The 19,815-nt window shown below is 37.0% G+C and carries 24 protein-coding genes and 2 tRNA genes; 21 read left to right on the top strand and 5 right to left on the bottom strand.

Going from position 1 to position 19,815, the window contains the following annotated elements; genetic code table 11:
• Positions 1-42: 42 nt before the first annotated feature.
• The 13 genes from EG346_RS11485 to EG346_RS11425 all read left to right on the top strand — a co-directional run bounded on the left by EG346_RS11485 (position 43) and on the right by EG346_RS11425 (position 9,241).
• Positions 43-828, top strand: a complete 786-nt coding sequence (locus EG346_RS11485; protein ID WP_123878750.1) for a DUF4919 domain-containing protein — start codon at positions 43-45, stop codon at positions 826-828.
• Between the two features lie 59 nt (positions 829-887).
• Positions 888-2,018 (top strand): lactonase family protein, encoded by a 1,131-nt coding sequence (locus EG346_RS11480; protein WP_317126644.1) that lies wholly within the window; start codon positions 888-890, stop codon positions 2,016-2,018.
• 332 nt (positions 2,019-2,350) lie between these two features.
• Entirely contained in the window at positions 2,351-2,557 is a 207-nt protein-coding gene (locus EG346_RS11475) for a hypothetical protein (protein ID WP_123878746.1), read from the top strand.
• 13 nt (positions 2,558-2,570) lie between these two features.
• Positions 2,571-3,287: a hypothetical protein gene (locus tag EG346_RS11470; RefSeq protein WP_123878744.1), complete on the top strand. Its 717-nt coding sequence runs from the start codon at positions 2,571-2,573 to the stop codon at positions 3,285-3,287.
• Positions 3,288-3,366: 79 nt separating this feature from the next.
• Positions 3,367-4,677 (top strand): hypothetical protein, encoded by a 1,311-nt coding sequence (locus EG346_RS11465; RefSeq protein WP_123878742.1) that lies wholly within the window; start codon positions 3,367-3,369, stop codon positions 4,675-4,677.
• 15 nt (positions 4,678-4,692) lie between these two features.
• Positions 4,693-4,767: transfer RNA gene (locus EG346_RS11460), tRNA-Lys, on the top strand.
• Positions 4,768-4,770: 3 nt separating this feature from the next.
• A tRNA-Lys gene (locus EG346_RS11455) sits at positions 4,771-4,843 on the top strand.
• 25 nt (positions 4,844-4,868) lie between these two features.
• Positions 4,869-5,600, top strand: a complete 732-nt coding sequence (locus tag EG346_RS11450) for a class I SAM-dependent methyltransferase (protein ID WP_123878740.1) — start codon at positions 4,869-4,871, stop codon at positions 5,598-5,600.
• 59 nt (positions 5,601-5,659) lie between these two features.
• Positions 5,660-6,112, top strand: coding sequence for a hypothetical protein (locus tag EG346_RS11445; protein ID WP_123878738.1), 453 nt, complete (start codon positions 5,660-5,662; stop codon positions 6,110-6,112).
• Between the two features lie 30 nt (positions 6,113-6,142).
• The gene (locus EG346_RS11440; protein ID WP_228423788.1) at positions 6,143-6,343 is read left to right on the top strand and encodes a YqaE/Pmp3 family membrane protein; all 201 of its coding nucleotides are present in this window, start codon (positions 6,143-6,145) and stop codon (positions 6,341-6,343) included.
• Between the two features lie 126 nt (positions 6,344-6,469).
• Complete coding sequence (locus tag EG346_RS11435) at positions 6,470-7,546, top strand: serine hydrolase domain-containing protein (RefSeq protein ID WP_123878736.1); 1,077 nt, start codon at positions 6,470-6,472, stop codon at positions 7,544-7,546.
• Between the two features lie 8 nt (positions 7,547-7,554).
• The gene (locus tag EG346_RS11430; protein WP_123878734.1) at positions 7,555-8,004 is read left to right on the top strand and encodes a hypothetical protein; all 450 of its coding nucleotides are present in this window, start codon (positions 7,555-7,557) and stop codon (positions 8,002-8,004) included.
• Positions 8,005-8,134: 130 nt separating this feature from the next.
• Positions 8,135-9,241: a TlpA family protein disulfide reductase gene (locus tag EG346_RS11425; RefSeq protein ID WP_123878732.1), complete on the top strand. Its 1,107-nt coding sequence runs from the start codon at positions 8,135-8,137 to the stop codon at positions 9,239-9,241.
• Here the strand turns inward: EG346_RS11425 and EG346_RS11420 are convergent, their stop codons facing one another.
• Positions 9,242-10,660 carry an MFS transporter gene (locus EG346_RS11420; protein WP_123878730.1) on the bottom strand — a complete coding sequence of 473 codons (1,419 nt, stop codon included), beginning with the start codon at positions 10,658-10,660 and terminating at the stop codon, positions 9,242-9,244.
• 39 nt (positions 10,661-10,699) lie between these two features.
• Positions 10,700-11,263 (bottom strand): TetR/AcrR family transcriptional regulator, encoded by a 564-nt coding sequence (locus EG346_RS11415; protein WP_123878728.1) that lies wholly within the window; start codon positions 11,261-11,263, stop codon positions 10,700-10,702.
• Positions 11,264-11,439: 176 nt separating this feature from the next.
• Between EG346_RS11415 and EG346_RS11410 the strand changes: the two genes are divergently transcribed.
• Together EG346_RS11410 and EG346_RS11405 are read left to right on the top strand one after the other, a co-directional pair.
• Complete coding sequence (locus EG346_RS11410) at positions 11,440-11,826, top strand: VOC family protein (protein ID WP_228429386.1); 387 nt, start codon at positions 11,440-11,442, stop codon at positions 11,824-11,826.
• A 33-nt stretch (positions 11,827-11,859) separates the two neighbouring features.
• On the top strand, positions 11,860-12,543 hold the full coding sequence (locus EG346_RS11405; RefSeq protein WP_228425816.1) for a hypothetical protein: 684 nt from the start codon (positions 11,860-11,862) through the stop codon (positions 12,541-12,543).
• An 11-nt stretch (positions 12,544-12,554) separates the two neighbouring features.
• Here the strand turns inward: EG346_RS11405 and EG346_RS11400 are convergent, their stop codons facing one another.
• Positions 12,555-12,860: a Rossmann-fold NAD(P)-binding domain-containing protein gene (locus EG346_RS11400; RefSeq protein ID WP_228425814.1), complete on the bottom strand. Its 306-nt coding sequence runs from the start codon at positions 12,858-12,860 to the stop codon at positions 12,555-12,557.
• A 138-nt stretch (positions 12,861-12,998) separates the two neighbouring features.
• Between EG346_RS11400 and EG346_RS11395 the strand changes: the two genes are divergently transcribed.
• Both EG346_RS11395 and EG346_RS11390 read left to right on the top strand, forming a co-directional pair.
• A complete protein-coding gene (locus EG346_RS11395; RefSeq protein ID WP_123878726.1) occupies positions 12,999-15,368 on the top strand; it encodes an outer membrane beta-barrel family protein in 2,370 nt (789 codons plus the stop codon).
• A gap of 37 nt (positions 15,369-15,405) precedes the next feature.
• Entirely contained in the window at positions 15,406-16,158 is a 753-nt protein-coding gene (locus tag EG346_RS11390) for a hypothetical protein (protein ID WP_073335163.1), read from the top strand.
• Here the strand turns inward: EG346_RS11390 and EG346_RS11385 are convergent.
• The gene (locus EG346_RS11385) at positions 16,126-16,497 is read right to left on the bottom strand and encodes a hypothetical protein (protein WP_123878724.1); all 372 of its coding nucleotides are present in this window, start codon (positions 16,495-16,497) and stop codon (positions 16,126-16,128) included. The two genes, EG346_RS11390 and EG346_RS11385, sit on opposite strands and share 33 nt — an antisense overlap.
• Positions 16,497-16,631, bottom strand: a complete 135-nt coding sequence (locus EG346_RS25350) for a hypothetical protein (protein ID WP_262511530.1) — start codon at positions 16,629-16,631, stop codon at positions 16,497-16,499. The genes EG346_RS11385 and EG346_RS25350 overlap by 1 nt, the downstream gene beginning before the upstream one ends.
• Before the next feature lie 89 nt (positions 16,632-16,720).
• Between EG346_RS25350 and EG346_RS11380 the strand changes: the two genes are divergently transcribed.
• From EG346_RS11380 to EG346_RS11365, 4 genes are all read left to right on the top strand, one after another.
• Entirely contained in the window at positions 16,721-17,347 is a 627-nt protein-coding gene (locus EG346_RS11380; protein WP_123878722.1) for a TetR/AcrR family transcriptional regulator, read from the top strand.
• Positions 17,344-17,808: a GNAT family N-acetyltransferase gene (locus EG346_RS11375; RefSeq protein ID WP_123878720.1), complete on the top strand. Its 465-nt coding sequence runs from the start codon at positions 17,344-17,346 to the stop codon at positions 17,806-17,808. The genes EG346_RS11380 and EG346_RS11375 overlap by 4 nt, the downstream gene beginning before the upstream one ends.
• A gap of 120 nt (positions 17,809-17,928) precedes the next feature.
• A complete protein-coding gene (locus EG346_RS11370; RefSeq protein ID WP_123878718.1) occupies positions 17,929-18,750 on the top strand; it encodes a helix-turn-helix domain-containing protein in 822 nt (273 codons plus the stop codon).
• Between the two features lie 75 nt (positions 18,751-18,825).
• A complete protein-coding gene (locus EG346_RS11365; RefSeq protein ID WP_123878716.1) occupies positions 18,826-19,416 on the top strand; it encodes an NAD(P)H-dependent oxidoreductase in 591 nt (196 codons plus the stop codon).
• The last annotated feature ends 399 nt before the right edge of the window (positions 19,417-19,815 follow it).

The raw sequence follows: 19,815 nt of genomic DNA, 5'->3' as shown, positions 1-19,815 counted from the left end.
GAAACAACCACAGCTACAGCGACTACAATACAATCTGCAAACATGACAAAAAATTACGTCCTCCCTTTTATTCTATTTCTATTCAACCTGAGCTATGGACAGGCTCCCCCATCACCACCAGCTCCTCAGGAAGTAAAAGATTTTAAAGCCAATGGAAACTCTGCAGCTAAAGTAATAGAAGTTAAAGCTAAAAGCAATAATAAAGCGGAAACTCCCAAAAATACCATTCCAAAATTCAGGATATCCGTAAAGGAGTCCACCGATAAAAATTCCATTTATTATTTCAAAAATATTGAAACTCAAATAGCAAAACTGGATACCCTTTTGTCTGAGGAACAAATCATCAGCCTTACCCAATACAAAATATATACAAATGCAATACATCCAAAGGATCTGGACAGTTTAGCCAATAAGGCTTATCAGCTCAACGAGAAAAAAAACTATTCTGAGGCTATTGAAACCGCAAAAAAAATACTTATTCAAAGCCCCAACAACATCACCGCCCACAAAGAAATGGCCTACGCCTACAAGCGGCTTGATCAGAATGATCTATCTCAACTCCATTTTTCAATGATGGTGAAAATCATCAATTCCGTCTTGAAATATGGTGATGGAAGTCGCCAGACTCCGTATATCCTCAATAATTTTTTTGAAGGGCTCTCCCTATATGAAGCAAAATTCGGATGCTTTCCCAAAAAGGTAACGTTACTTTTGACTACCGAAAAAAAACTTTTAGGAGGTTATGATTGTTTCCACATCATGCGTTTTTCAGATTTGACACACTGGCTGCCCTCATTGGAAGAAGAAGATTATACAACAGAACAGTAAAACAAATAAGCCCTTATCCAATAACATTCGATCTGCCACACTCTAAAAATTAAATTAAATTGAAGAAACTAATAAGCCTTATCGCTCTGATTTTAATCTGTATCAATGGATATTCACAAAATACCTACGTCTTTTTTGGATCATTCAACCGTGATAAAAACACCGAAGGAATTTACGTTTATAAGCTGGATACTGTCAAAGGTAAATTATCCAAGGTAACATCGGTTAAAGGAATTTTAAACCCCTCATTTCTTACTTTATCGCCCAATGGAAAATATGTATTGGCCTGTACAGAAAGTAAAACGCCCAATGCAGGAAGTGTGAGCAGTTTTAAATTCAACCCGAAAGATGAGACGCTTACTTTTATAAACAGTCAGAAAAGTGGTGGTGAAAATCCGGTCTATGTCACGGTTCATCAAAATGGCAAATGGGTGGTGAATGCCAATTATACAGAAGGAAGTGCTTCCGTATATCCTTTTTCTGAAGATGGAACCCTACATCCTGCGGTACAGAATTTTCAGTTTTCGGAAGGAAGTATCAATGAAGACAGGCAGGACAGATCGCATGTTCATGCCGCAGTTTTTTCACCTGACTTTACTCATCTATTCTTACCGGATCTCGGAGCAGATAAAATAAGATCTTATACGTTTGACACTGATAAAGCAGAACCTATGCAGGCAGCTCAACCCCCGTATATTCCCACCACTTTAGGGGGTGGACCAAGGCATTTTACCTTCCACCCCAATGGAAAATTTGCGTATTGTATCGAGGAATTATCCGGAACGGTCAATACTTACCAATATGAAAACTCTAATTTGAAAAGTATTCAAAGAATCAATACACATACAGACGAGTACAAAGACAACTTTGAAAGTTCGGACATTCACATTTCGCCGGACGGGCGCTTTTTATATGCCTCTAATCGTGGTGTTGAAAATAATATCGCCATTTTCTCCATTCTTGAAGACGGAACGTTAAAAAATGTCGGATACCAGTCGATTTTGGGGAAACACGCAAGAGTATTTGACATCGATGAGTCCGGAAAGTTTTTAATTATAGCCAACGGCGGGAGTGGAACTATTGTTGTATTCAAACGGGATGCAAAAACCGGTTTGTTAAAAAAAACCGGGAGAAAAGTGAAAATTAAAAGTGCTTCCTGTGTAAAGATCAGAAAGTACTCATCTACTTAAACAGAATATTCATACCATCAATATAAGTGAAGATAACCCGAAAATCAATTGTTTTTAATACCGTCTTGTTCAGTGCACTTTTACTGAATTTAGTGAATCTTAAGTTATTTGAAGAAACCATTGTTTCCGTCAAAATTATTGTCCTTTTTTACATGGTAGGGGTTTTGATTTTCATACTCTTTAAAAGTAAATTGAAAGAGATCAGTCCATGGAATCATATCAATAATTTTATCTTTTGCCTATTTGTTGTTGGTAGTTATTCCACGGTATTATTTTTAGGTTCCAATTATTACTTCGCTGAAGAAGCTACTGAAAATAAAACCTATCAAATTATGAGAAAAACTGAAATTCTGGGGCCCAAATACAATCGTGGCAAAAAAACGCCTGCTGTAATTATTAAAACAGAAAAAAATAATACAAAGAGAATAGAATTTAATCGAAATATGAAAGCTAAAATAGATAAAGCTGACTTTCTGGAATTGGAATTATCTAACGGATTATTTAATTTTGATATTATCCGCAGGACGAAACTAAAATAAAAGACCAATTCCTATGACTGAAAAATTCAAAAAAATATCAGACACTTTTTTTACGGTTTTAGGAATAGTCGTAGCTGGAGGAGGAATACTGTTTGTTGTCTTTATAGAAAACCCTGTAAGGTATTTTTTTTATGCTTTATTTCTCGTAATTGTCACTAATTTTAAGAGCTTCCGGAATTTCAGAAATGATTTTAAAAAAGTGGTCAGTAATTCCCTGATTGCAACAGGGGTGGTTTATCTTGCTTTAATTACTTTATTATCTCTTTCTCCGTTTCTGAAAATCCTGGAATTTAAATGGTCTCATCCAGATTGGAAACCGGTGAATGCCCAAATGATACAACCATTTACTTCCTGGGACAACGGTTACAAACGAAAAGGAAACTCCTACGTTACAGTTGACTACGAATATCAGTTTAACGGAACAACGTATAAAAATTCAGAGCTTGAAGCTTTGTACAGATATTATCCCTTTTGGAACGGGAAAAAAAGTCAGGAGCTGGTCAACGAATTTTCAAAATCAGTTTCAGAGAAAATACAGAAAAAGGATTATCTTATTCTCACCCATCCTCACCATCCTGAAAAAAGTAAACTGTTTTTATCCGCAGATTTATTTTATTTTCAGGGGTCATTATTTTATGATGCTGTTACGGGTCTGGTCGGATTTATTCTGATCTTTTTAGGAATTATCGGAGCTATTTTTCTGTGGTCATTGAAGAAGAAGCACAAGTAGAAAATGATCCTGATCAATGCTGAAAAAATCAACCACATACCTAGTCTAATCATTATTTTTTGATAATTTTGATCGTATTATGACAACCGTTGAAGAACTTTATAAAACATTAGACCAACGCAGACGTCCGGAAGACGTCGCGGAAATGATTATTGAGTTATTAGAAGATAAGATTTCTAAACATGAACACACCATTTTGGAGAAAGCCGCTCAGGGTTCTCTGAAAAGAAGTGTGTTTGGGTACACTTCAATGCTGGAAACGTTCGGCCAGGCCATCGGCGCAGAAAAACAAATTCATAAAGCGATTGAAATTTTCAGAATCAGTGAAGGAGAAAAAACAGATTATAACAATGCTGAAAATATTGAAGCCTTTTTAAATCAAATATCACCTCTGATTCAAAAATCTGTAGGACAGAATGATTTCAGATCGGACAGACTTAATAAAATTCAAAGAAAAGAAGCCGGACTGGATCTTTCCAAAAGAAATTACAACAAAAAATGGCGTCTTTTAAAACGAATTGAAAAAAGACTGTCCCAATTTATTCATGAATCTCAAAAGATTGAATTTCAGAAAATTGCAAAACACGGACTTTCACACACGATTCATCCGGAAGATTTCACTGAAGATCTCAATACAGCATGTTTCATTGCCTATTTCAATGCGAGAAGCGGCCTTAGAAATACCTTTACCAATCAAAGTCAGGAAAGACCGTTTGATGAAATATGTGAGGTCCTGTTCAACCGATGCAAAGAAACTCCGGAAAAAACCAATTGGCTTGCGGTCTCCTATATCTACACCAGCGAGGAAGTTTTGCAACATCTGACCGATGAACAGAAAGGAGCTCTGCTGGGCAGATGGACCGATATCCTTCAGGAGATTGCAGCGTTTCTTGGAGAACTCTGGGATCAAAACGACATCAACAGGAAAACAATGGCTGTAAAAGCGGGCAACGACTCTACAACATGGAATAATACTGCAGGAGCCTGGAACAAAGCAAGAGACAACTGGATGAACCTGATTTATGCTTTGGGAATGGAATATATTCTTGAAGATATCAGTTTTGGAAAAGTCATGCGACTGATGGCGGCCGATGTCATTGCATGGCATCTGTCAGGCGGCGGAAAACTGGATCCCAATACAGAAGTCTGGAATAGATTACCTTTGCCCTGGGAAGTCTTTCAGGAAAAAGAATTCTGCAATAAAAAAATGATTGTTGAGGCTTGCAGAAAAGCAGATATTGATCCTGAAAAATCAGGCTGGATTGCCCCGCGGACTCATCAGGTAAGCCCATTTAAACCTACCCCAGAGCTTGTACACGGAGTTACCGTTTCCAATCCGTTCCTGGCTTCGGTTTTAAGAAAAAATAAATATTTCTCAGGCAAGATCTGAAAAATAATACCGTAAGGATAGGTTAGTTCAGTGGTAGAATTCCCGGCTCTTCACCCGGGTTGACGCAGGTTCGAGCCCTGCACCTATCCAACTTCTGATATAGCTCAGTGGCAGAGCACCCGGCTCTTGGACCGGGAGGACACAGGTTCGAGCCCTGTTATCAGAACATCAATCAATGTTTGGCAAATCCTATGAAAGAAAATAAATACGATAATTCATCCTTTTTCGAACAGTATGAAAAAATGCTTCGTTCCCAAAAAGGATTGGAAGGGGCCGGTGAATGGCCTGCGCTGAAAAAAATGCTGCCAGATTTTAAAGGAAAAAATATTCTTGATCTGGGATGCGGTTTCGGCTGGCATTGCCGTTATGCTATAGAACACGGAGCAAAATCTGTTATCGGAGCAGATCTTTCAGCAAAGATGCTTGAAAAAGCCAAAGAGATCAACCAACTTGAGGGTATTGAATATGTACAGGAAGCGCTTGAAGACCTCCATTATCCTTCGGGAAAATTTGATATGATCCTGAGCTCTCTGACTTTTCATTATATAGAATCATTTGATGCCATGGCTCAAAACATTTACAATTGGCTTCAACCTCAAGGACATTTCATATTTTCTGTTGAACATCCCGTTTTTACAGCACAAGGAACGCAGGATTGGGTGTATGATGAAAATAAAGAAAAATTATATTGGCCGGTTGATCATTATTTCACAGAAGGAAAAAGGGACACTACATTTTTAGGAGAAAATGTCATAAAATACCATCGAACATTGACAACTTACCTGAATACCTTGTTAAAACTGGGATTTAAAATCAATGAAATCACAGAGCCGGAACCCAGTGAAGACCTGTTGAAAGAATTTGATGAAATGAAGGATGAATTACGCCGTCCCATGATGCTGTTAATCTCAGCAGAAAAATAATAGAGCGTAATTTCAGAAACCTACATCATTTAGAATAAAATAAGCCAAAAAAGCTCATCATGAATATTACGTGTGATCAATGTAAAGAAACATTTACAGCATCCCCGGATCAAACGACGTTCATCTCTGATTCACAGAAAAAAGGGATGCGCTTTATCATGCTGGAATGCCTTTCCTGTTACAGCAGTTTTTCATTGAATCCGATGACGATGGAGCAACCCATTCCAAAAAAAACAGCAGATGAAGACGGTCTGAGATGTCCATGCAATAGCTGTTACGGGCTGCTTTCTTATGTCGATGATTCAAAACCCTTCTGGGGATGTGGTGAATGCGGAACAGTATGGTTCTCCAAAGCAGATTTATTTCAGTCCATCACCAACAGCATTGAAAAATACCCTTACCGGGCAAAAGTCTACACAAAAAAAGGAAATAATTTCCATCCTGTTCCGTTAGAAAATGAACCTGAAAATTACGAAGACGTCGTCGCTCAGGAAAAAACAGACTCTAAATGATGTTAAAACTATAAAAATCAAAATATAATCATGTTACTAGCCATCCTACTGCCCTTCCTGTCTTTCATGTTCAGAGGGAAAATTTTAACCGGAATCATCTGTTTAATTTTACAAATTACAGTCATCGGCTGGCTTCCTGCTGCTATCTGGGCTGTTTTATCTTTAAACAACGCAAGAGCGGACCGTCGCAATGATAAACTGATCAGAGCTATGAAAGAAAATCAAAGATAAAATGGGGCTGTTATGCTCTACCAAAAATAATAAAATGATCAAATCGGTCATTTTTTTTATCAATCACTATAAAGTATAACATAGTAATAGCAATTAATTATATCTTTGTATTACAAATTAATAATAATGACGACCAAAAAACTTTTAACAGCATTTCTATTTCTGTTATTCTTTTGTGAAAATACGAAGGCTCAGACCTATGAAAAGAAAATAGACAGTCTTATCCTTACCGGATTTGGCAATCAAAATGAACCCGGTGGCGCATTTATGGTATCAAAAAACGGAAAGACCATTTATCGCAAAGCTTTTGGAAAAGCCAATCTGGAGCTGGATGCCAACATGACCCCAGACCATGTTTTCCAGATCGGATCCATGACCAAGCAATTTACTGCTGTAACGATTTTGATGCTTGAACAGCAGGGGAAATTAAATGTAGGTGATCCCATTTCAAAGTATATCAAAGACTACCCTTCCGGTGACAAAATCACCATCCATCATCTGCTGACCCACACTTCCGGAATTAAAGATTTTACAAAAATGAAAACTTTATCCACGATTGCACAGAAAGAAATGAAGCCCGAAATGATGGTTGATTTCTTTAAAAACGAACCTGTAGATTTTGCTCCCGGAGAAAAATTTGACTATAATAACTCGGGATATGTCGTATTAGGCTATATTATTGAACTGGTTTCAGGGCAGACCTATGAAGATTTTATTAAAAAGAATATTTTCGAAAAAGCAGGTATGAGTCATTCTTACTATGCTACCGACCGACAGCTTATTCCTAAAAGAGCTTACGGCTATCATCGGAAAGACCATGGATTTGTCAATAAAACCGTAATCAGTTTCAGTGTTCCTTTCTCCTCCGGTTCCCTGATGTCTACAGTAGACGATATGCTGAAATGGCAGCAGGCTTTAAACCGGAATATCCTCCTCAATACAGCTGAAACAAAAAAAGCTTTTCAGAAATATAAGCTGAACAGTGGCGAAGAATTTACCTATGGTTACGGATGGCACCTTAAAGATATCAACGGAACTCCGGACAGGGAACATGGCGGAAGTATTTTCGGGTTTAAAAGTATGGGGGTGTATATTCCTTCTGAAGATATTTACGTTATAGGATTCAGTAACTGTGATTGTCATTCACCGACGGAGATCACAAGAAACATCGCAAAAATTACGTTGCAGTCGGTAAAAAAATAATCAAATAAATGAAGATTACAACACCCAAAGGAAGGATTATTGAATTTCAACAAAGTACAGAAAACTGGCAAAGCCATGAGTATATCACGGATCATCACGGAGTACAAAGTAAAATTCCCGTTTTCATATTTGAAGACCTTTTTTACCGGGAATATTCTGAAACCATGGACTTTGAAAACGATCTCCGGCAGTTGATTGATTTTTATCTGGACCATCAGAAGAAGATCCTTTCTCAGACAAGAATGGCGGTTGATCCTATGATTGTTCATAATCATGACATGGGCAAAGATGAAGTGAATTATATCATCAATCATATTGAAATTACGGGTCTTAGCCGATATGAATTTAAAATTGATTTTGTATTCCTATACGGCTATGTTTACTACAATATCTCTTACTTGTTTCTGTCACCTGAGGACTTTATTATCACCAAAATAGAGCGTAGCTACAATTATTAGATATTTTTAAAACAAATAAGAGAATCAATACGATCTTATCCATAAGTTTTACGCCAGTGTACTGATCAGAAAAACAACATAAGTTTGTCCTCAGAATGATGAATTAGTATATTTACTGTCCAAAATTAATATGAAAAAGACTTCCCAAATCTTATTATTGCTGATCAGCAGTTTTGTATTTCCACAGAAACAGTTTACGATTGAATTGACAGCTCCCGCATTTGAAAAAGATTCTCTGCTTTTAGTTCCTCCTTCCAGCTCCAGAAATATCCTGTCGCTTTACAACCTGAACGTTCAACCTGATAAAAGTGTATCCTCAATCGCAAACGCCAAAGGAGCCCTCATAAGAATTCAACCTCAAAATACAATCAGTGGGACAATTCCCTGTCCTTTGCCTATGATGTTCCTGGCACCAAAGGAAGACGCCAAAAGTTTCAGTCAGTCAAAACTGTTTTTTATTGAAGAAGGTCTTTTAAAAATCAAGATTAATGATCAGGACTTATCATTGGTTTTGTCGGGAGATGCGTCAGTCAATAATGACTATAATACGTTGAAAGAATATTTATTGGAGGCAGACGGAAAACTGAAACCATTCGAAAAAAATGATCCTGCAGATATAGAAAGCAAAGGGAAACTCCTTCAAGCCTATATCAAAAAACATCCCGGATCATACCCTGCTTTTTGGGAAATCGTCAATGATCTTTCAAAATACGGTTTCTATAAAATTTATCTCAATAATCTTCCGTTATTTTCAAACAAGGTAAAAACTTCATCCTGTTTTAAAAACTTCGAAAAGATTCTTTCGCTGGAAAATTCAACTGACGTAGGAGGAAGTTTCCCGGAAATAAATTTTGGTTCTGAAGGTAAAATCACAAAAGCAGGATTCGCAGATTATAAAATCACGCTCGTCGACTATTGGTCTACTGCATGCAAACCGTGTATTCAGGAACTCCCTGAACTTGTTAAAATGTACGAGAAATACAAAGATAAAGGCGTGAATTTCATCAGCATTGCAGACGACAGAACCCAGCAGAGAATCGATCTGGGGCATAAAATATTCAAAGAAAATAAAGTTCTCTGGAAAAATTATTTCGACATCAATAAAGAATTTCCCAGAAAGCTCAACGCTGCGGGTTATCCACTCTTTATACTTGTGGACCGCAACGGAAAGATTATTTCAAGAGAACTGGGCGGACAGGAAAATTTAGAAACCATAATAGAGCAGTATTTAAAATAATTAAGGCTGAAAGGTTTTTCGTTTTCCCGAAGGAAGTATACTTTCAGAAACTTTTAGAATCGAAAATAAAACCATAAACAGACAAACCATATTGATGACCAAAGCTGCTGAGAAAGCCGCATGATAGTCCTGCAGCGAAGGTTTTAATCCAAGGAAATAATAGAAAACACTGCCTACCACAATAATTCCTAAGATCGCAGCCACCTGCTGAAAAGTATTATACACTCCGGAAGCATTTCCTGCAAGTTTTTGTGGAAGTCCGGACAGCGCAATGGTAGCCAGTGACGGAATAATAGAACCGACCCCCAATCCATGAAAAAACAGGAGCAGACAAAGAATGAAAAAAGGGGTTTCCCTGTCAAATAGAAGAATCTGCAAAATAAGAACAGTCATGATCAGGACCAGTCCGGTCACTAAAAACTTTTTACCATATCTTAAAATAAATTTCGCTGAAAACAAAGAAGCCAGGATAAAACCGACTCCCTGAAAAACAATAATTTCTCCTGCATTCAGCGAACCTATCTGCAGCCCGTCCTGGAAAAATAATGACAGGATATAGAAGTAAGAATCCAGCATGATGAAGAAAAAGGAAACTGCCAGAATTCCCAGATTAAAATTTTTGTAGCTGAATAAGGTGAAATCAATCAGATAAGATTTCCCCCGTTTTAACCTCATCTTTTGAATGGCGACAAAAAAGAGTAAAATAACAATCGAAAATATAAGCAATACTATACTCCCGATCTGAATTCCCTGATGTTCAGACAGGGTAAGCGCATAAGTAAAACAGAAAAGTCCCGAAGCTAAAATAATGACGCCAAAGAAATCAAAGGTACTTTTCTCAGCATTAGTTTTAGATTCAGTCAAGATGGCATTGCTAAACCATAAAGCCAGCAGACAGACCGGAATATTGATCAGAAAAATCAGTCTCCAGGATTCTTCTATCAGCGTCATTGAGGAAAAGTAACCGCCAAGAAACTGTCCCAAAATAGTGCCCAGACCAATTGTTATTCCGTACCAACCCATAGCTTTCGTTCTTTCTTCATGACCTGCAAATAAAATCTGTATCATCGAAAGGACCTGCGGAGACATAAGCGCCGCACTGATCCCCTGAATAAACCGAGAGATGACAAGCAGAGCTGCACCGGATGAAACTCCGCAAGCTACTGAACTCAACATAAAAAATACCAGCCCGATCATAAAGATCTTTTTTCGTCCGTACATATCCCCTAACCTTCCGCCTGTAATAAGAAATGAAGCAAAACCAATCAGGTAAGATGCAATCATCAGTTGCATTTCTCCATGGGAAGCATGAAGATCACGCTGAATAGATGGAATGGATACATTGATGATGAAAATATCCATAATCGTCAGGAGCTGACCGGACAATATCACCATCAATTTCAGATTTTTAGAATTCATTTTTATATAGATATATCTATTTATAATTAAGAAAAAAATTTAAGGCAACTGGGCCTCAATTATTTGTTGAATAGCGTTAAAAGAATCGGTATTTTTATCAATTGTGGAAGTCACTACCGCTCCCTCTATCAGCAGGAAGATACTTTCTGTGATTAAATCAGCATTCAGGTCTTTTTTATTCTCTGCATATCCGCCCACCAGTGTTCTGATCATTTCTTTCTGCTTACCCTTATGCTTTTTTGCAAAATCAGAAACAACCGGACTGCTGTCTCCCAATTCAGCAATAATCTTAATGAAATGACAGCCTGCAAACTTTGAGGATTTCTGTAATTTTTTACGGTAATCTATCAAAGAGAGGATTTTATTTTTGGGTTCAGAAATTTGTGCGGTATGGTCTTCAAAACCCTTGAACCATTCCAACTCTTCCTTGATGAGGTATGCCTGAAGAAGATCATTTTTCGAAGTGAAATGATTGTACAGCGATCCTATGGCAATATCCGCTTCAGCAATAATCTGATTAATTCCGGTGGAATTGAAACCCTGTCTGTAAAACAAATCTGAAGCTACCCTGATAATTCTTTCCTTTACCTTTTCTTTTTTCATCACGAAAATTTTTACAAATCTACGCTAAAAATAGATAAGTCTATCTATTTTTTAATTAAATGAAGAATCGTTTAGTTTATTCGATCCAAAAAACAAGTAAGAACCCTATCAAAATATTGCTTCCCTATTTATTTTTACTCCTCATATTAGTACCTTGCAGTCAGTCCAAAAAAGAAATGATGCAACAATCCAATCCGGTCGTCTACTTTGAAATTCCAGTCACTGATATGAAACGTGCCGAGCAGTTTTATACTTCTGTTTTTAATTTCCGTTTTGAACAGGAGAATGTTGATGGTTATGAAATGTTGCTATTTCCATTTGAAGAAAAAAAAAGTGGGATCACGGGAGCTCTGGCCAAAGGGGATGTATACCAACCGACAAAGGATGGTGTTATTATTTATTTTAAAACAGAAAGTATCGAAGAATCCCTGACCAGAGTGCTGAAGAACGGCGGAAAGATCCTTTATCCAAAAAAGATCAATGAACAGTACGGATTTGCGGTCGCTGAATTTGAAGACTCCGAAGGGAACAGAATAGCTCTTCATGAAACCCTTAAAAAATAATTAATCATTGGCTGCATAACATTTTCAGTTATAATGCCTACATATTTCGTATCTTTAGTTACCACATTACAAAAAAAGATCATGTGGTACAAAGCAATGGCAGAAGAACTGTATTTCATCAAAACCAATCCGAATATTGCTAAAATCAATTTGTATAATAAGCTATGCCGTGAAGAGGAAGAAATCATCAGATTTCTTCATGATGATGCTAAGGTAAGTCTTGAAATCATTAAAAATAAAGTCAAAGATTCCATAGACCAGCTTTCCAAAGAAGAACTTACTAGTCTTTTTACCTGGTTTACCAATGCCTATCCCAAGGACAGTGAAGAAGCCAGAACCCAGCTTTTCATTCATGGAATTGATGTTTTCTATGAAATTCCGAAAAAAGAAAATGTACAATCGTTTCAGGATCTTCTTTCGGATTATGAAAATTATTCTAAACAGAATCTGGATTTTATGGTGGATGCCCGGCACTTCAACCAGTTTCTGGTGTATGGTCTGTTTTTTACGGACATCGCGCTGGAAAAAAAAGGAAGCTGTACTGTCCTTTCCCATTATTTAAAAAAGGATTATCCCGCTTTGTATGCTCTTGCAGAAGATCAGTTCCGTACAAAAGGTTCTGAATATAATAATCTTGATCTGCAGCATTATTTCGGGGAACTTTACGATCTTACGAAATACTATAAAGGATCTGTCATCAAGCTTCATATTTCATAAAAGAGGCTTTTTCAAGCCCCTGTAATACTTTTATTCTTCATCAGATAATCCAATGCTTCCTTTACCGCCAGCTCAGGAGCTTTAGGATTGAATCCCAATTCGTTCCGGGCTTTGGAAATGTCAAAATTCTGCTGCAGTCCGGAAAACATCGCAATATCTTTTCTGGTCAGCAAAGGAGGTTTTCCATTGAGTTTAGCTGTCAGTTCCATCATCCCTGCAATGGCGTATAACACTACTTTAGGAACAGAATTAGGCACTTTCAAATTCAGTTCGGGATAAAGTTTGGCGGCTAAAGCAGTGGTATCTGTGATCGTCATGCATGATAGAATATTTTTCGAATATCTTACAAACTTAAACAAAAGAGAAACTGATGTGATGACAACCTGTTTAAATATTTTTTCACCTGTTTATGTAATGTCACCGCATGATGAGGTGTTATGTATAAAAAGCGAATCATGAACCGAAAGATCATTCTTCTTTTAAGCCTTGTCTCATCCTCTTATTTTTTTGCACAAAGCATTGAAGGAACTGTCACCGACCTGCAAAACAAACCCGCACCTGAAACCGAGGTACTGATCATCAAAGCAGACACAAAATTTTCTGCAATCACGGATGAGAACGGAATGTTTAAAATTCCATTAAAAGAAGACGGAAACTATATTCTTGAAATTATCAGAGACGGTGTAAAAACCAATAGCGAAAATATAACGGTAAAAGGAAATTCAAAAAAAAATATTAAGCTCAAAGAAGTCCATGTAGAGAAAAAAATAGAAGGGGTAACACTAACCGCAAGGAAAAAACTGTTTGAAAGAAAAGTAGACCGGTTGGTTTTCAATGTAGAAAATTCTGTAGCTTCTCAGGGAATTGATGCTGTGGAAGCTCTTGCCAAGACTCCCATGGTACGCGCTACAGATGATGCCATCAGTATTGCCGGAAAAAGTAATGTCGCTGTGATGATCAACGACAGACTGCTGAACCTGAACGGACAGGAACTTATCAACTATCTGAAAACGATCCGTTCTGATGATATTCTTAAAATAGAAGTGATTACAACACCCCCTGCAAAATACGAAGCAGAAGGAAAAAGCGGCCTGATTAATATTATCCTGAAGAAAAATACAAATCTGGGCTGGAATGGTTCCCTACAGACTTCAGGAAGTTATTATGGCGGAAGACCAGCAACCTCTACACGAAGCGGTACTACTTTTAACTATCAGGGCGATAAACTGTCCGTTACCGGAAACCTTTCTATAGGGGACAATTACTGGGAAAACCGTTCTTATAATTATCTTACCGGAACTACAGACAACAATTACTGGAAAACCAACAGTACCAGCAGCAACAATTACCGTTATAAAGGCGGTGGGCTAAAGGGAGAATATAAAATCAATGACAAAAATCTGGTAGGAATCAATTACAATTATTCATTCAGTAATCCATTGGAACAGGGCGAAAGCAAGGCCAATATCTTTGATAAGGATGGTTATCTGGATGTTTTCTCGGATTACAGCAACAGAAACCGCAGAAAAGTTCACAATGCATCGGCATTTTATGATGTCAAACTGGATTCTTCGGGAAGTAAGCTGAGCCTGACGGCGAATGTGATGCTCAACAACTCCAATGCGAGAAATTTCTATAATACCATTACTTCTGATGAGGTCTCTACTTTTGCGAATCCAATCAGTAAATACAGGATCTATTCCGGTCAGGCAGATCTGGAGAAAACTTTTGGAAAGGTTAAAACAGAGGCCGGCTTGAAGTATACAAAGATCAAAAACGACTCAGAGTTTAATTTTTTCAATATAGAAGATGATCAGTATATTCTTAATACGAAAAGAACCAATACTTTCTTCTACAACGAGCAGAATTATGCGGCCTACGCCTCAGCCAGCTTTAAGATCAATGATAAACTGGACGCAAAAGCAGGAATTCGCTATGAATATACTACCCTGGAGGGAATTTCCATGAACGATGATTCTTCGGCTAAAATTAAATATGGAAAACTATTCCCGACCGCTTACATCAGCTATAAGCCCAACGAAAATAATGCGTTCTCACTGAACTATTCAAGAAGAATTTCACGTCCCTATTTTGGCAACCTAAATCCGTTTAAGTTCTATGTTTCGGAATTTGAATACAGTACAGGGAATCCGTATCTACTGCCTTCGTTCTCTGATAATTTTGAGTTCGGCTACGTTTTGAATAATAATTTTAATGTCACTCTGTATTATAACTACAATAAAGACAACTGGGACAGAATTCAGGTCGTGGAAGGCAAGTCAAAATACAGCATCGTTAAAAACTTCTACAATCAGGATCAGGCCGGAATCAATATCAGTTATAATTACAACAAGCTGAAGTGGATGGAATCCAATATTTTTGTGAATGGATACTACGCCAAGACAAAATCTTATGATCCTACTGCAGTAGCCGCTGCTGCAGGATACAGTGCCAACTTTAATGTTGACAATAATTTCTTCCTGAATAAAAGCAAAACGCTTACTTTAATGCTTGGGCTTTGGAGCAATCTTCCGAACAGGGACGGAAATACGTATTATTATGCCAATGCTTCGGTGTATACAGGAATGAAACTGAACCTGATGGAGAAGAAGCTTCTGATCAATCTTTATGTCAATGATCTTCTGAATACCAATCGTAACAAAGGGATAGAATATTACCCGAATTATGATGTAGAATATTTCAACAAAGGGATCACGCGAAATATTTATCTTTCTGTAACGTATAAATTCGGAAACAATAATGTGAAGGGAGCTACGAAGGAAGTTAAGTTCGAGGAATCCAGCAGAGCAGGCGGAGGAAATTAAACTTTATTTTATAATTTAGAAGCAGATAAGTTTGACCATGCTGCTACAAAAAATACTGACCGGCAGTTTCCTGATATGTACAGGATTTCTGCTGGTCTCTTGCTTTAAAGAAAAAGAATATAAGCCCAATTTTTTCAACGGAGAATGGCTTTCAGATTCATTAGTTACTAAAGAAAATGACCATTGGCGGGAATTTTTATATTTTCAGAATGGGTATGCAGCACGTACTACCTTTTGGGGTAAACAATATTTACTTAATAAAAATCTCAGAGTAAGAGATTTAAAATTATATGATCGTGGCAAGGCGTTATTCCATATTAAGGTGATCGATTCTAATAGAATCGTAGTGGAAGGAAAAGGGTATTACGGAAGTTTTTTCCGGGATAATTTTCAAATTGGTGATATAAAAAAAGCAATATTCCAGGCAGAAGAAACTGAAAAGCAAAGGAAAAGATTACTTGGAGACTGGAATATGATCAGTTTTAAAACAATTCCCTTATCAAATTCCCTGGAAAATAAAATAATGGCCGGGTATCTACAGGATGAAGAAATCATTGATATTCCTTTAAAGAAGATCAGTTCACTAAATTTTAATTATACTACATTTTCAATTCACACTGCAGCAAAAATTTCAACCTTTGAGTATAGTGCAGAACCGGATGAAATAAAATTCGATTCAGGAGATGCTTTTTATTCATTTAAATATTATTTTCAAAAGGATCAGCTCATTATTAATTATTCAAAAACATTGGGCTTTCTACATATCCTCACATTTGAAAAAGTTCACTAATTTGATTCTAAGAAAATAATAGACCACACCTCCTACCAGATAAGCCACAATATCTAAGATATCACCTGTAAACCTTTCAGAAACCATAGGACACACCACTTCAAAAAGCATAGACAAATAGAATACAGAGGTCAAAATAAATTTAAAATCAGGCTTCCAATGATATCCCCCGACTTTATTCATCAGGTACTCTATAAGATAAGTATACATCGGAACGGTGATGAAATCAGTCAAATGATGGCTGATCACAGGAATAAAAATCCCGCTTTTTCTAAGAAAAATGATCAGAGCCCAGACCGCCAGTCCCAGCAAAAACAAATATGAAATTTTATTTTTCATCACATATGAAGGATTGCCATAATAAATCCGATAATGATCTGCAGTATTTTCACCAAGGTTTCCTGTACCCTTTTTTCTTTTATGGAATATCTGTTTTCAGCAGTTTCGTAATTGAACATTTTTTTTCCTTCCATCCTGATTGATTTTCTAATGCAAATATATCAAAAACTAGAACATTTGTTCTAATTTTGAAATATGATTTAAAGTCTCTTATATTTGATGCATGAAAACCAAGGATAAAATATTATCAAAAGCATTGGAGTTATTTAATGAAAAAGGCTACAATACGATCACAACAAGACATATTGCAGCGGATCTGAATATCAGTGCGGGGAATCTTCATTATCATTTTAAATATTCAGAAGATATTATTAAGATCCTTTTTTCTGAACTGATTCTAAAAATGGACGTTTTACTAAATAATCTCCAGAAAATAGAAAACAAAACGCTGGAAGATCTGTATCATTTTACCTTTTCAACCTATGATGTTTTTTATTCTTTCCGTTTTATTTTCATGAACTTTTTTGATATCCTAAAAAATATCCCGGTCATAGAATCACAGTATGAATCCATCAATATCACCAGAAAGGATGAATTTCAGATTATTTTCAAAGGTTTTCAGAAAAACAATATTTTCAGAGATGATATTCCCGATTTTATCCTGAAAAGCCTTACTACACAGATATTCATCATTGCAGACAACTGGATCATTCACAACAGTCTTGCTTTTAAGATGAACAAAGATGAGGCAGTAAAACACTATGCTTTGATACAGATGAATCTTTTTTATCCCTTACTTACCGTGGAGCAGCAGAAACTGTATGAAGAAAAATACATTCTTGAATCATGATCATCAGAAAAGGAAATATCAGTGACTTGCCGGAAATGCGCAGCCTTTTTACAGAGACCATCACCGCTGTATGTACAAAAGATTATGACACAGATCAGATCGATGCCTGGAAATCCGGAGGTGAAAATGAGGAAAGATGGATGCAGGTGATAGACAAACAATTTGTCATTGTAGCCAAAGTCAACGGACAGATGGCTGGATTCTGTACCCTTGACCGGGGAAATTATATTGATCTGCTTTTCGTTCACAAGGATTTTCAGCATCAGGGAATTGCCCTGAAAATGTATACCTTTATTGAACAGGAAGCGATACTCCGGAAACAAAAAATATTGACTGCTGATGTAAGCAAAACAGCAAAACCTTTCTTTGAAAAGATGGGTTTTAAAATGATCAGGGAACAAACTGTTGATGTAAAAGGAATCGGTCTTACCAACTATAAAATGGAGAAAAAGTTAAATTAATCTGAGTTTGGGATAAGAAAATGAAGCGTTTTTAGAGGATTTTGAATCTAATTATCCGCCACTAATTCACCAGTAATTTGTGAAGCAAAATTCACCATTGACTTATAAAAAATCTTTGTCATGCAGGAATCACAACCGGAATATCACCAGCTTAAAATATCAGTTCCCCAAGAATTTGAAACCGTCTTTACGCATTTTTATTTCGCAGAAAACAAATCTTCCTGTGCAGTAACCAAAACCCTGCTTCCTTCCTACCAGACGATTATGCTTTTTTGCTTCGGAACCAACGCCTGTATGACCACTCAGGAAAACACCAGTGTTGAAGTGGAACAATGTGTAGTTTTAGGCCCGGTACGGCAAGCTTTTGACTATACCTTGCCAACAGGAAGTTCCATTCTGGTCGCCAATTTCAAAAACGATGCATTTTACCGTTTCTTTGGAAAAGCTATGATTTCCCACCAGGGAACTCACCCGGATGAACTTTTAAAGGAGAACTGTTTCACGGAACTCTGGCATCAGCTCTCAAAATTCCCGTCGTCACAGGAAAAAACCAATCATATTCTTGAATTCTGCCGTCCTTACGTTCAGGAACAGGATGAAACAAGCCGATTGCTGAGTAATTTCGAAAACCTCAGCCTGAATCCTGTTAAAACTATTGCAGAACAAACCCATCAGAGTGAAAGAAATATTCAGCTCAAGCAGAAAGAACAATTCGGGTATTCCTATAAAGAACTTGCCCGCTACAGTCGTTTTCTAAAGGCTATTACCCTTATTGAAAAGGAACTTGAAAGAGGCAAAAAAGTAGAATGGTTTACTGTTATTGATGAATGTGGCTATTATGACCAGAGCCAGCTTATCCATGATTTCAAACATTTCATCAGTATTTCTCCTTCCCAGTACATCAAGTTCCAGAAGGAGATCTGCCGTTCCGGATCAGACTAACTGCACTTCGTTTTCTTACAATTTTTGTCATTTCCGCTGCTCTACATTTGTCTTATTAATTTAAACAATAAAACGATGAGACATTTAATCATTTACGCCCATCCCAATGAAAACAGCCTGAATAACCATCTGCTTCAAACCGTTATCGAAAGTCTGGAAAAAGACAATCACGAAACAGAAATAAGAGACCTGAACAAAATTGGCTTTGATCCGGTCTTTTCACTGGAAGATATCCAGGCACAGTTGGCAGGACAGCTTTCTGATGATATAAAAACAGAACAGCATTATATTTTATGGGCAGAACAAATTACTTTTATTTATCCTATTTGGTGGACGGGAATGCCTGCGATTATGAAAGGGTACATCGACCGCGTTTTCAGCTATGGTTTTGCCTACCGCTATGACCACGGGGTACAAAAAGGGCTTTTGAAATGTAAAAAAGCAGTCATTATCAATACCCACGGGAAATCTCACGAGGAATATGAACGTATGGGAATGGATAAAGCACTTACCCTTACTTCAGACAACGGAATTTTTCTCTACAGCGGTTTTGAAATCGTTCAGCATTTCTTTTTTGATAAAGCTGATAAAGCTTCTCCTGAGGAAGTGGAAATATGGAAAGAGCAGATCAGAAATACCTATTCACAACCCGTTTTTAACCTTTAAACTCATCAATAATGGAAAAATTAGCAGCAAAACAGACCGTCGATCCTCTATTATTCAGAACTTATAAGCTGACCAAAAAAAATCATCAAATACGGTTTATTTATAACTATTCTTTATTTTGCCTGTAAGGGATTTATGGCATGGAATTAGCTGCAAAAGCGATAAGTAAAATTGTTTTGAAACCTTTATTTTAAACCATTGGGATTCATAAACTGTTAAAGAACAGTAAGTTTTTTATAAATCTTAACTGATATGGAACTTTACGGCGGGTCTTAGTGGTTTAAATATTGGACCAACATTAAAAAGCTTTTATACTTGCATTATCAATGAAACATTTAAACAGCATATTGCGTCTTCCTTTTTTCAGTGAGTATTACTCCCCGGATCAACGTTCGGGAA

Origin of the sequence: Chryseobacterium carnipullorum, from assembly GCF_003815695.1 — a bacterium.
In the GTDB taxonomy this organism is placed as follows: domain Bacteria; phylum Bacteroidota; class Bacteroidia; order Flavobacteriales; family Weeksellaceae; genus Chryseobacterium; species Chryseobacterium carnipullorum.
This window is presented reverse-complemented; position numbering and strand designations above follow the sequence as displayed.

What these genes read in the sequence shown, in the direction of transcription:
- EG346_RS11485 (WP_123878750.1), top strand. Translation starts at nt 43, where the DNA reads ATGACAAAAAATTACGTCCTCCCTTTTATTCTATTTCTATTCAACCTG.
- EG346_RS11475 (WP_123878746.1), top strand. Translation starts at nt 2,351, where the DNA reads ATGAGAAAAACTGAAATTCTGGGGCCCAAATACAATCGTGGCAAAAAA.
- EG346_RS11470 (WP_123878744.1), top strand. Translation starts at nt 2,571, where the DNA reads ATGACTGAAAAATTCAAAAAAATATCAGACACTTTTTTTACGGTTTTA.
- EG346_RS11465 (WP_123878742.1), top strand. Translation starts at nt 3,367, where the DNA reads ATGACAACCGTTGAAGAACTTTATAAAACATTAGACCAACGCAGACGT.
- EG346_RS11450 (WP_123878740.1), top strand. Translation starts at nt 4,869, where the DNA reads ATGAAAGAAAATAAATACGATAATTCATCCTTTTTCGAACAGTATGAA.
- EG346_RS11445 (WP_123878738.1), top strand. Translation starts at nt 5,660, where the DNA reads ATGAATATTACGTGTGATCAATGTAAAGAAACATTTACAGCATCCCCG.
- EG346_RS11440 (WP_228423788.1), top strand. Translation starts at nt 6,143, where the DNA reads ATGTTACTAGCCATCCTACTGCCCTTCCTGTCTTTCATGTTCAGAGGG.
- EG346_RS11435 (WP_123878736.1), top strand. Translation starts at nt 6,470, where the DNA reads ATGACGACCAAAAAACTTTTAACAGCATTTCTATTTCTGTTATTCTTT.
- EG346_RS11430 (WP_123878734.1), top strand. Translation starts at nt 7,555, where the DNA reads ATGAAGATTACAACACCCAAAGGAAGGATTATTGAATTTCAACAAAGT.
- EG346_RS11425 (WP_123878732.1), top strand. Translation starts at nt 8,135, where the DNA reads ATGAAAAAGACTTCCCAAATCTTATTATTGCTGATCAGCAGTTTTGTA.
- EG346_RS11420 (WP_123878730.1), bottom strand. Translation starts at nt 10,660, where the DNA reads ATGAATTCTAAAAATCTGAAATTGATGGTGATATTGTCCGGTCAGCTC.
- EG346_RS11415 (WP_123878728.1), bottom strand. Translation starts at nt 11,263, where the DNA reads ATGAAAAAAGAAAAGGTAAAGGAAAGAATTATCAGGGTAGCTTCAGAT.
- EG346_RS11410 (WP_228429386.1), top strand. Translation starts at nt 11,440, where the DNA reads ATGATGCAACAATCCAATCCGGTCGTCTACTTTGAAATTCCAGTCACT.
- EG346_RS11405 (WP_228425816.1), top strand. Translation starts at nt 11,860, where the DNA reads ATGCCTACATATTTCGTATCTTTAGTTACCACATTACAAAAAAAGATC.
- EG346_RS11400 (WP_228425814.1), bottom strand. Translation starts at nt 12,860, where the DNA reads ATGACGATCACAGATACCACTGCTTTAGCCGCCAAACTTTATCCCGAA.
- EG346_RS11395 (WP_123878726.1), top strand. Translation starts at nt 12,999, where the DNA reads ATGAACCGAAAGATCATTCTTCTTTTAAGCCTTGTCTCATCCTCTTAT.
- EG346_RS11390 (WP_073335163.1), top strand. Translation starts at nt 15,406, where the DNA reads ATGCTGCTACAAAAAATACTGACCGGCAGTTTCCTGATATGTACAGGA.
- EG346_RS11385 (WP_123878724.1), bottom strand. Translation starts at nt 16,497, where the DNA reads ATGAAAAATAAAATTTCATATTTGTTTTTGCTGGGACTGGCGGTCTGG.
- EG346_RS25350 (WP_262511530.1), bottom strand. Translation starts at nt 16,631, where the DNA reads ATGGAAGGAAAAAAAATGTTCAATTACGAAACTGCTGAAAACAGATAT.
- EG346_RS11380 (WP_123878722.1), top strand. Translation starts at nt 16,721, where the DNA reads ATGAAAACCAAGGATAAAATATTATCAAAAGCATTGGAGTTATTTAAT.
- EG346_RS11375 (WP_123878720.1), top strand. Translation starts at nt 17,344, where the DNA reads ATGATCATCAGAAAAGGAAATATCAGTGACTTGCCGGAAATGCGCAGC.
- EG346_RS11370 (WP_123878718.1), top strand. Translation starts at nt 17,929, where the DNA reads ATGCAGGAATCACAACCGGAATATCACCAGCTTAAAATATCAGTTCCC.
- EG346_RS11365 (WP_123878716.1), top strand. Translation starts at nt 18,826, where the DNA reads ATGAGACATTTAATCATTTACGCCCATCCCAATGAAAACAGCCTGAAT.